At 66.7% G+C, this 9,827-nt stretch carries 9 protein-coding genes; 6 read left to right on the top strand and 3 right to left on the bottom strand.

Translation table 11 applies throughout. The features are described 5' to 3' along the window. Window positions 1-53: 53 nt before the first annotated feature. The 6 genes from QR78_RS05625 (at window position 54) to QR78_RS05650 (ending at window position 4,867) form a co-directional block, all read left to right on the top strand. Complete coding sequence (locus tag QR78_RS05625) at window positions 54-2,663, top strand: DUF3987 domain-containing protein (RefSeq protein WP_158004010.1); 2,610 nt, start codon at window positions 54-56, stop codon at window positions 2,661-2,663. 140 nt (window positions 2,664-2,803) lie between these two features. After that, window positions 2,804-3,595 (top strand): hypothetical protein, encoded by a 792-nt coding sequence (locus QR78_RS33880; protein WP_125900979.1) that lies wholly within the window; start codon window positions 2,804-2,806, stop codon window positions 3,593-3,595. Beyond that, a complete protein-coding gene (locus QR78_RS05635) occupies window positions 3,592-3,852 on the top strand; it encodes a hypothetical protein (protein ID WP_048426526.1) in 261 nt (86 codons plus the stop codon). The genes QR78_RS33880 and QR78_RS05635 overlap by 4 nt, the downstream gene beginning before the upstream one ends. A 7-nt stretch (window positions 3,853-3,859) precedes the next feature. After that, window positions 3,860-4,258, top strand: coding sequence for a hypothetical protein (locus QR78_RS05640; protein WP_125900977.1), 399 nt, complete (start codon window positions 3,860-3,862; stop codon window positions 4,256-4,258). A gap of 4 nt (window positions 4,259-4,262) precedes the next feature. Then, window positions 4,263-4,526, top strand: coding sequence for a hypothetical protein (locus QR78_RS31810; RefSeq protein WP_053220807.1), 264 nt, complete (start codon window positions 4,263-4,265; stop codon window positions 4,524-4,526). After that, on the top strand, window positions 4,496-4,867 hold the full coding sequence (locus QR78_RS05650) for a hypothetical protein (protein ID WP_053220808.1): 372 nt from the start codon (window positions 4,496-4,498) through the stop codon (window positions 4,865-4,867). The genes QR78_RS31810 and QR78_RS05650 overlap by 31 nt, the downstream gene beginning before the upstream one ends. A gap of 202 nt (window positions 4,868-5,069) precedes the next feature. On the opposite strand, the gene QR78_RS05655 is transcribed toward QR78_RS05650, so the two are convergent. The 3 genes from QR78_RS05655 to QR78_RS34830 form a co-directional block, all read right to left on the bottom strand. Further along, window positions 5,070-5,636, bottom strand: coding sequence for a hypothetical protein (locus QR78_RS05655; RefSeq protein WP_125900975.1), 567 nt, complete (start codon window positions 5,634-5,636; stop codon window positions 5,070-5,072). Between the two features lie 2,008 nt (window positions 5,637-7,644). Further along, a complete protein-coding gene (locus tag QR78_RS05670) occupies window positions 7,645-8,694 on the bottom strand; it encodes a site-specific integrase (protein ID WP_048426530.1) in 1,050 nt (349 codons plus the stop codon). A 603-nt stretch (window positions 8,695-9,297) separates the two neighbouring features. Next, window positions 9,298-9,827, bottom strand: a 530-nt coding sequence (locus tag QR78_RS34830) for a hypothetical protein (protein ID WP_158004011.1), incomplete at its 5' end; no start/stop codon positions are given.

Below are 9,827 nucleotides of genomic sequence, written 5' to 3' on the forward strand. Positions count from 1 at the left end.
TAGGAGCCAACCCCGCGCGACCGCCGAAGCCGAGTGCAACGCCGTTCTCAGGCTTGCCCGACCTTCCCGCGCTTCAGGAACTCAAGCGTCATCCGCAGTGGGTGGCTTGGGACTATTTTTGGAAGGCAGACAAAGAGAAGTGGGATAAGCCTCCAATCGACGCCAAGACCGGCCGCATGGGATCTTCAACCAATGCGGAAACTTGGTCCCCGTATGAGATTGCTGAGCGTCGGGCCATCAGTGGGGGGTTGGCCGGTGTCGGCTTTGCCCTGACGCGGGGCACGGCCATCAGCGGCATTGACTTGGACGACTGCCGGGACGCCGCGACGGGCGAGCTGCAAGAATGGGCGCGGATCGCGGTCGAGCTTGCTGGCACCTATTGCGAGGCTTCGCCCTCCGGGACCGGCCTCCGGTTCTTCGTCAAGGGCGTTGTAGATGTCTGCAAGGTCGATGCGGCGCACGTCGAGCTTTACGCAGAAGGCCGATACCTGACAGTCACCGGCCGGCACGTCGAGGGCACGCCTGCCGAGATCAACGAGGCGCCCAGGCTCATCGCCTACTTGCGTGAGCGCGCGGAGCAATTCCAGGCCGCAACACGGGCCGCAGTAGAGCGCGCCCGCGATGCGGAGCAGAAGCGCCAGGCGAAGGCCGCAGAACGCGGCCAGCGGGTAGCGCCAGCACCTAGCCCGCTCGCCCGGCCGGCGCCCTCTACGGGCGACAAGGATCCCTTCTGGCGCAACGTCAATGATCGCGCCATGGCGGACCTTGCGGCGTGGGTGCCGGCGCTCCTGTCGGACGCCAAACCCGCGGCTCGGGGCGGCTACCGTGTCACCTCGCGCAATCTGGTCCGCGACCTGGAGGAAGACCTTTCCATCACCCCTCAGGGGATCGTGGATTGGGGAACCCACGACATGGGCGACCCCCAGAGCGGCAAGCGCACTCCGATTGACCTCGTGATGGAGCACGGCGGCGCCGCCACTTCCCAAGACGCCGCCCTCTGGCTCTGCGACCGCCTCGGGGTTGAGCCCGAGGCCATCGGGTTTCGAGGCCGGCGCGGGGAGCACCCCGCCCGGAGCGCGGATCTTGCTGGCCGTTGGTTCGAGGGCGAGCCAGCACAAAAGCCGGCGGCCTCCGCCGACCGTACGATGGCCCTGCACAAGGGGTTGATGGTTCCGACCGGCCGCGACCGGCTCGAAATCACGAAGGCTCTGGCGCCCGCGCCTGACTTCCCGGTTGCCAGCCTGCCCCCGGTGATGCGCGGCGCGATCGAGGCCATCCGGGAGCACGTACAGGCGCCCTTGTCCCTCTGCGCGCACTCGGTTCTGAGCGCCGCGGCCCTGGTCACGCAAGGGTGCGCGAACGTCCAGATGCCGGGCCTACCCGTCGCCAAGCCGCTATCGCTGTTCATGCTCGCCATTGCGGTGTCGGGCGAGCGCAAGTCAGCCTGCGATGACATGGCGTTGAAGGCCGTCGCCGAAAAAGAAGCGGCGTTGCGCGCGCAGAATACGGCCGAGATGGTCGATTACAAAGCCGCGCGAGCGGCGTTCGATGCGCAGCGGAAGAAGATAGAGACCGAAAAGAACCTCTCGTTTGAGGAGCGGAAGGCCAAGCTATTGTTGCTCAAAGAGCCGCAGGAACCGCTTGCGCCCGTGATCCGCTCCAAAGAGGCGAACCTTGAGGGTCTGTTCGGCCTCCTCAACGTCGGACAGCCCGGTATCGGCATCTTCACCAGCGAGGGCGGCCAGTTCCTCGGCGGCCACGGCATGAGCGAGGACGCCAAGACGCGGACGATCACCGGCCTGTCCGAGTTGTGGGATAGCGGGTCGGCGCAGCGGGTGCGAGCCAAGGAACGCATCTTCCTTGAAGGCCGGCGCCTGTCCATCAGCCTCGCGGCTCAGCCCAAGATCGCCTCTGCCCTCCTCGGGGACGAGCTGGCGAAGGATCAAGGCTTCGTCGGGCGCTTCCTCGTCACGATGCCGGAAAGCACGATCGGAACCCGTGAGATCCGGGAAACGAACGTCAACGGCGACGGGCGGCTGGCTGCCTTTTATCGCCAGTGCCGGCGGGTGATGTCCGTTCCGCCCAACCTGCGCGACGGCACCCTGAACGAGCTTGCCCCGCCGACGATCCATCTCAGCGAGGAGGCCAAGGCGGTATGGCGGGCGCTCGCCCAGACCCTCGAGGAGGGTTGCGCCCCCGGAGGCCAGTGGCTCCCGGTTCGCTCCGGCGCCCTGAAGATGGCCGAGAACGCGGCCCGGATCGCCGCCATCCTGACGCTGTTCGAGGACCCCGACGCGATCGGCCACCACACGCGGGCCACGGCTGGCGAGATCACCGGGGAGGCGATGGCAGCCGCGGCAGAAGTGGCGATGTTCTACCTCAAGGAAGCGCTGCGGATCACCGGACACTCAGTCCTTGATCCCGAAACGCAAGCTCTTTCCGAAACGCTGGAATGGCTGAAATCGAAGTACGGCGCCGGCAATCTGTTTATCCCGAGCATGATCCAGCAGTTTGCCCCCGCTCATCTGAGGAGCGGCGCCGAGAAGATCCGGGAACGAGTGCTGAAACTCTGCGATTTCGGCGCCCTTGAGCCCGTGGACAAGGCTGTGATTGGCGGAAAGCCGCGCAAGGAAGCCTATCGGATCGTTGGGGAGGATGCCTGATGACCTCTGGGTTTGATCCGTGGGCGGTGCTCCGGGAAGCCCGCGAAAAGGGGGCGGGCCAGGGGGCGCCGTCGATTAGCAGCCCGATTAGCAGCCCGATTAGCAGAGCCCCTTGGAAGCCTGCTAATCGTGAAACCCTTATGGATCAAGGACTTAACCCCCAAATTAGCAGATTAGCAGGATTAGCAGGGTCCGACGAGGGTTCAACCGCAGTTAGCCGGGGTTCCCTTAAGAAAGAAAGAAAGGAAATTTCTCTTTCTTTTCAAATAGATAGCGCTAAGCGTGGCGGGCCGAAAAGCTCCGATTTTGGGGCCTCTCGCGGCGGCGAAATCACCCCTGCTAATCCTGCTAATCCGCTAAACGAGAAGCTAAGTCATTGTGATGGCTCAATAATCGCTAAAAATGAGCCTGCTAATCGGGAGACGGGCGGCCAGCTAATCGGCGAAGGGGCCGATTGGGAGGAGCGAGCGGCTATCATCGAGCATGACGGCGGCCACAGCCGGGCGGATGCCGAGGCCCTGGCGCGACCTGAGGAGAACGCCATAGCGCGCCGGTGGCCCGACCCGATCGGCGCCGCTCCTGCCGGCCCCTTGCTGCGCGAGTGGGTCGCCGGGCTCAGTCAGCTTGCCCCCGGGATTGTCCCCTGTCGCGATTACCGCCCCGACGAATGGGCCACAGTGCTGGCGAACGCCTGGGGCTTCCTCGACACCTTCGGGCCGCAGGCCGAGGCCCTGGGCTGGCGGACGCACGAGCTTTTCGGAGTGCATCCAACTCACGGGGTAATTCGCGTGGACGCCTGCGGTGCTCTGGTCCTTGTTGTCGGTGGCCCTGTCCGTGCCATCACGGCCGACGCCATCCGGTTCGAGCGCGTCACCGCCCGCCGCCGCCCCCATGCGCCGATCGGAATTCCGATTTGGGAGGCCGCGCGATGATCGCCCCCTGCGACCAGTTCGGCCCGTGGCGGCTCGACATCACCGACGCTGAGCGGCTGGCCCGCCTGCGATCCATGCGGGCAATCGCGCACCTCTGCCTTGGGCCGCGCGGCGACGCCCTCGCCGTTGCTCTGCGCCTGTCCGAGCGCGACCCGCATCAACTCCCGGTCGCCTTATGCGCCCTCGACGCCCTGGCGCCGCTCGACCGCCGACAGGTGCTCGCCAGCTTCGCTCACCTCCACCGCCTCCCCGCCTGAGGGCCACATGACCGCTACGACCAAAGCTCGAACCAGCCCCGATGTGCGATCGGCGGAAGCCGCCCTCGACAGGCTTCTGTGCGCGATCATCGCGCACGATGCCGCTCGGGATCGCGAGGCCCGCGGACCGATCAAGGCGACGCCGTTCCGGTTCGTCTCGCTGGACGACGCCGCCCTTGAGCAGGCGGCCTTTGACGATCTGGTGCGCGACCCGATCCGCTATTCCCTGCGCCAGGGCGTGAAGCGGCTCGGCCGCGAGCTGCACCGTCTCGGCGGGCTCGACGCGATGAGCGGCGCAATCGACCGGGTTGCCGATATGGACCCCCGGCACTCCGGCCGGCGCATATCCATCATGGACAGCGCTTGGAACGGGATCGGCGATGGCACCGCCAGGTGGTGGAGCTAATCCGATGCCCTCCGCCCGCAAGTCGCAGGACGCGGCCACCATCACCGCCGGACTTCTCGCCATCCTCGACGCCCTAGCCGGCGCACCCGCCGGCTCCCCAGCCGTAGGCGCCTTCGTCTCGGCGCTCCGCCGCCGCGGCGAGGATCTGGCCGCGGTCGGTGGCGTCGAGGCCCTTCGCGAGGCCCGCGCCGCAGCCGTTGCCGTGTCGCCCAACCACGCCGCTGTGATCGACGCCGCATGGTCAGCCATCCCCGGGTGGACGGCATGACCGGGCTTCTCGATGCCTACCGTGCCGGGGTCCAAGCAGTCCTTTGCGCCGCCGAGGAGGCCGCCGCCGCGATCCGCGCTCGCCACGATGCGGGCGGGATACGCCAGCAAGCCGCAGCGGAGGCCCTGGAAGCGTTTTCGGTCGCCTTCCAGTGCGAAGCTCTGCCCGAGCCCCGAACCCCTGTCCTTGAGGCCCTGAGGGCAATTCGCTCCGAGCCGGGCGACGAAGGCGAGATCCCGTGCCCGGAGTGCTCCGGCCGGCTGCGATGGGCGCGAGATCCCGGCAACGGCCACGTCTGGGGCAAGTGCGAGAGCGACGGCTGCCTAGCGTGGATGATGTGAGCCGCCTTCCTGCGCGCGTGAAAGCCGTTCATCGGCTGCCGCCAGCAGCAGGCTCGCACCCTCTCATTACCACTCGCGCGGTCGCGGTGACCGTAGCATTTGTTAGCGGCCGGCCACCTGGCCCGCTGTTGCCATATGTGGCCGTCAGGCATTCGCAGCAACGCGCGCGAGGACCCTTTGATTTCCTTTGCCGTCAGCAGCCTCAGGCGCTCTTGCGGAGGCTCGCCCGAAGGCTTTCATAAGCCGCGATCGAATGCACCAGCAACGGCCCCTCTGCCGCCCTGATCGCGGCCACATGCCGGTCATAGGTGCGCCAGCGCATCCACTTCGGTTTATGCGGGAGCGGTGTCGTGATGTTGTCGCCGCCGCCGATCTTCTTCCGCAGCTTGCGCACCCGTTCGATGGATGTGTCGTGCGGGCTCTGCCGCTGGCTCACGTACCCTAGCCGGTAAGCCTGCCGAGATCCGAGCTTGCGGGCGCCGTAGGGCAGGAACAGGCTCGCGCAGTGCAGCCCCGACACGGGGCATATCAGCCACCATCGCAGGCCGCCGAAGGGCTGATCCGTGGCCGTCAGCTTGATCGCGTAAGGCTCGGGCGCCTCGACCTCGCCCCACGGGTTCTGTCGCTGATGCCGTACCGCGACGACCCCGGAATAGTTCTCGGGATCGAGCCGAACGGCGAACCTGAGGCTCCCCGAGGGCCGGCCATTGCGGGTGTAGGTTAGCTCGCCACTCCATTCCCGACGCTCGCCACGGCCCTTGAGAAGCATCCGCATTGGCAGGGCCAGCGAACTCTCAACCGTTGGCCTGCCACCCGATCGCCCGCTGCCAAGACCACCCATTTTGAAACCCCCGCCGTATTCCGAAATACCGTGGCTAACTGACTAAAATGCTGTCATTCCCGTCCCCTCGCCGATACCCGCCAACCCGGATTGTTTCTGGGCGCCATCGTCTATCCGCCCCTATTTCAGGCGCCGTATCGCGCCCCGACCCGTTTGCTACTTCTCCCTACCTTAGCCGCCGCACCCGCGATCCCGGCCCGCGATGCGCCTCCCGCTCCACGAGCCCGCGATTAGCCAGGAGGGTCAGAACCCTGGACGGATTGGCCGCCTCCCCGGCTCTGCGGGATACCCGAGCCGTGTTCGGCGCCCGAGGAGCCGCCCACCGCCACCGTCGCTCCCGCTCCGCAATCTGCGCCTCCCGCACGGCGATGCCGCCGGCTGCAAACGGATGCCCTGCGGCGACAAGCTCCCGAAGGTGGGCGATCTGCGCGCGGTCGGCCCGGTCGAAGTGCCGTTCCGCCCTCTCGGCAGGACCAAGCGGCAGCGGCCCCATCGCGGCCAGCACCGCCGCCGGGGTGTGCCAGCGCGGCGCCCCGTCCCCGTCGAGGCGTTCGAGGGCCGACATAAACGCCCGCTGCCTGATCCCTAGCCCACGGCTCACATCGGCTCCTAAGTGTAGGATATCGACTCAACCATACATCGAACGCTCATCCGCCGACAGCGCTCCCCTCGACTTCCGCGGTGTGATACCGCGAAAACTCCCTTAGCAAGCCGTGCCGTTGCCAGAGGCCCCATGATCCCCGCCATCCTTCGCGCTCTGCTCTGGCTCTACGTTATTCTCGCGTTCAGTCTTGGTCTTGGCTTCTTTATAGATACCATAATGAAAGAATATGTCTTTGCACGAAGCATGGATATGTCAATACAGATCGCCCTTATGCTATCTTCTGCCGCGATATATCATCATAAGCTCAGGCGGACTTGAGGTGCGGCACCGCCAGATCTGAAACCCTGCCCTCCGGCAGAGCTTGCGACGATCCCGCGTCCTGACGATCACAGGCCCATGCCTCGCCGCAGCCGAGCAAGGGCCGCCTCCAATCCCACACAGGCTGGCTCGGCCTCCCTCCGTTCCACCTCGCCCATAATCACCCCCCTATCCGGGGAAGGGTGCTTTTGGGCGACTTCGGCTGATGGCATGTGCCTGGGGGCCGCGACGTTGGCCGTTGGCGCCCGTTGCGGCTCGGGACGCGGGATTGGGCGCCGGGCGGGTGTCGGGGCTCCACGGGCCGCCTGAGCGCGGGCATTTGCTGCCGTGAAGGCTACGGCGTACTCCTCGGCGAACCGATGCAGGATCGCCCTTCGCTGTAGGCCGCCCTCACCGCGCCGGTACTTCTTACCTGCCTCGGGCTCGTACCGGGCCAGGAAACCCACCTCCACCAGGGCCGCTAGGGCGCCGCGCACCCGGGCCTCAGACAGGCCAAGGTCGTCCCGATCGGCAATCGCCCGTCTATCAACCGGGATCGCGCACAGCAGCCGCCTGGGGCTGCTCCAGAACCTCGCCAGGAAGTGCGCCAGGGCGAGGCAGGCAGCCGCGTTCTTCCGGCCGCGCAGGGCCGTCTCAAGCCTGTCCGCGACAGAGCGCGGCAAGCGGTAGGCGCACGTCATCGTTCGGCCCTCTCGGGCCGCGGTTCAGCATTCGGCGCCGCCGGTAGGGCGGTCCGTTCACAGGCAAGCCGTCCCCGTCTCCGAAAGCGACGCTTCGGATTGACACGCTCGGCGATTTTGGGGGATGATCCGTCTTGTTCGGACTGGATCGGCCCCCTCGGGGCTCTAGACCCCTGGCGGCCCTGGCAGGCCTCCGGGGGTCTTGCTTTATGTGGTTGCTGCTATCGCGGCGGTGATCCTGGCGGCGACTCGCGGGATGCGAGCCGCCTTAATCAGCCATTCGGCACGAACGGCAACGGTTCGTCAAACTTTGGCGGGGAGGCCGGCCGCCGCCCTACAGGAACCCGCTCCCCGAGTGCCCTTTGAAGGCGTTTGCCCGCCGGATGTAGCCGACAACCGTTCGGGTATCCCGGTGACCAGACTGATCCATGATGCGGGCGAGGTCCGCCCCGCGCTCCGCCGCGGTCGTAATGTAGCCGGCGCGCAAGCTGTGAGCCCCGAACGTTGAGGCATCAAGCCCGGCCGCGGTCGCGTACCGCTTCACGATGTCAGCGACGGCTTGGCTGGTGAGGCGGGGAGGAGTGGCAATGTCTGCCACTCCGGCGTCGGCGGAAATGTCGCCAACTTGGCGACATTTGTCCCCCTCGCGCCGTGGGGCGCCTCGCACCCGCCCCGATCTGGACACCGGCCGGAACACCGGCCCTTCCGTGATCCCCGCCGCATCGAGCCAGTCGCGCAGGAGGGCAACCGGCCGAATGAACCTGCCGAACGGAATGGGCTTCTCGTACCCGCGCGCTTCCTGGTCCACCTTGGACCGGCGCACCAGCACCCGGAGCCCTTCGGGATCCTCGCGCAGGTCCGCCACGTCGAGGGCGACAAGCTCCGATCGGCGGAACGCGCCCGCGAACCCGAGGGCGAGCAAGGCACGATCGCGCTTGCCGGTGAGCGTGTCCGGGATCCGCATCAGCATAGCGGCCAGCACGTCGGCCGTAGCCGCCGCCTTCTGATCCGGGGCAGTCCCGACCTTGCGCCGGATACCCCGCACCGTGGCCCGCACCGCTTCGTCATCTGTCGGATCGGGCAGCCGGGCGAGCTTGTGAGCGTACCGGATCGCGGCGCACCGCCGGCCGATCGTGGAGGCCGCCCGGCCAGCTTCCGCCTCGGCGACGAGGAAGGCGGCCACGGCCTCAGGGCTCGCCGGCAGTGACCGGAAGCCATAGCGAGAGCACCAGGCCGTGAACGCCGCGGCGTCGCCCCGATAGGCCCGCACGGTCGCATCGGCCTTGGACGCACGCTGATACGCCTCGACAAGGGAGGCGGCTTCGGCGGGGAGGCCGGCGGGGACGTGCGCCGCCGTGGCGCGCTCTGGTAGTGCAGACGACAACCTGTCGTCTGCATACTCGGCAGACAGACCCGTGCGCTCGCCCGAGTGGACAACTTGGCCACTCCGCTCCGCAGGCTCAGAGGTGTTCGCCAAATTGGCGGAGACCGGCAACGCAGGCGTAAAAACTGCGCTTGCGTCAGGCTGTAGCGAGTGAGCCCGCCGTCTACCCGACATCGGCGCAGCATCCTTTCCCGGCCCCGAGCGCTTCCCCGATCATGGCGCCCATCTCCTCGTCACCCCAGGCAGGCAGCCCGAGATAGTGCCCCGGCCGGCGAACCATGCCACACCAGAACCGGCCGTGCTCGAATTCCATCGCAGGGCATGGGGCGCCATCGGTCGCGCCCGGGACGAACTGGCGAGCCACGCCGCAGGGCTCGGCCGCGCAACAGAAGCCGCACCCGTTGCAGGGCGAGCCGAACGCTGGCTTTTCAGGGGCGAGGGCCGTGAACGCCTCGACGCGGTGCCAAGCCTCATCCGCCCTCGTGGGCCAGGACGAGCGGCATCGCCCGCTCGAACGTCGTCGCGGTCATCGGGATCTCCAGGTTGTCGGGAGGTGGCGGTGCCCAGGCGATCCCGCAGGACACCGAACGACGGCGCGGGGCGCTACTGTGTCCGAGAGATTTCCTGCCAGTATTCGCCGGTATAGGCGAGCGTCAGGGACGACCCTTGCGAGGTCGTGAAGTTCGCTCCGCCTTTCAAGCGGATGCGGGCACTGTTGGCGATCGTGCTGTTGGCGTTCAGCCCGATGATCGTGATCTGACAGCCGGCCTCGGCGTTGATGAAGTCCGTATAGGTCGCAGCAGAGCTATCCGCCGAAAGGAAAAACCGCTGGAACCAGGCGCCAACGTTGAAGTTTCCGCCGCCGGCCAGCGGGATATACCATTGATCATTTCCAGCCTGAACCGGCTGATTGTTTCGGCTGATCGTGTTTAGGCCAATGCGCTTCTGCCATCCTTGGGTCGTGGCGACAGCATTATTGTCTAATACGGTATTCGTTGTTCCAATATTGCCAAAATCGAAATTCCAGTCCATGGCATAGAAGCGATTGCCGGATATCGTGTTGCCGTCGCCGCCCGTCGCATCGACGCCGATCGCGGTCCCGCCCGCGGCACCGCCTCTGGCAGAGCCGTACA

It is taken from the genome of Methylobacterium indicum, from assembly GCF_001043895.1.
Classification (GTDB): Bacteria; Pseudomonadota; Alphaproteobacteria; order Rhizobiales; family Beijerinckiaceae; genus Methylobacterium; species Methylobacterium indicum.

What these genes read in the sequence shown, in the direction of transcription:
- QR78_RS33880 (WP_125900979.1), top strand. Translation starts at nt 2,804, where the DNA reads ATGGATCAAGGACTTAACCCCCAAATTAGCAGATTAGCAGGATTAGCA.
- QR78_RS05635 (WP_048426526.1), top strand. Translation starts at nt 3,592, where the DNA reads ATGATCGCCCCCTGCGACCAGTTCGGCCCGTGGCGGCTCGACATCACC.
- QR78_RS05640 (WP_125900977.1), top strand. Translation starts at nt 3,860, where the DNA reads ATGACCGCTACGACCAAAGCTCGAACCAGCCCCGATGTGCGATCGGCG.
- QR78_RS31810 (WP_053220807.1), top strand. Translation starts at nt 4,263, where the DNA reads ATGCCCTCCGCCCGCAAGTCGCAGGACGCGGCCACCATCACCGCCGGA.
- QR78_RS05650 (WP_053220808.1), top strand. Translation starts at nt 4,496, where the DNA reads ATGGTCAGCCATCCCCGGGTGGACGGCATGACCGGGCTTCTCGATGCC.
- QR78_RS05655 (WP_125900975.1), bottom strand. Translation starts at nt 5,636, where the DNA reads ATGCTTCTCAAGGGCCGTGGCGAGCGTCGGGAATGGAGTGGCGAGCTA.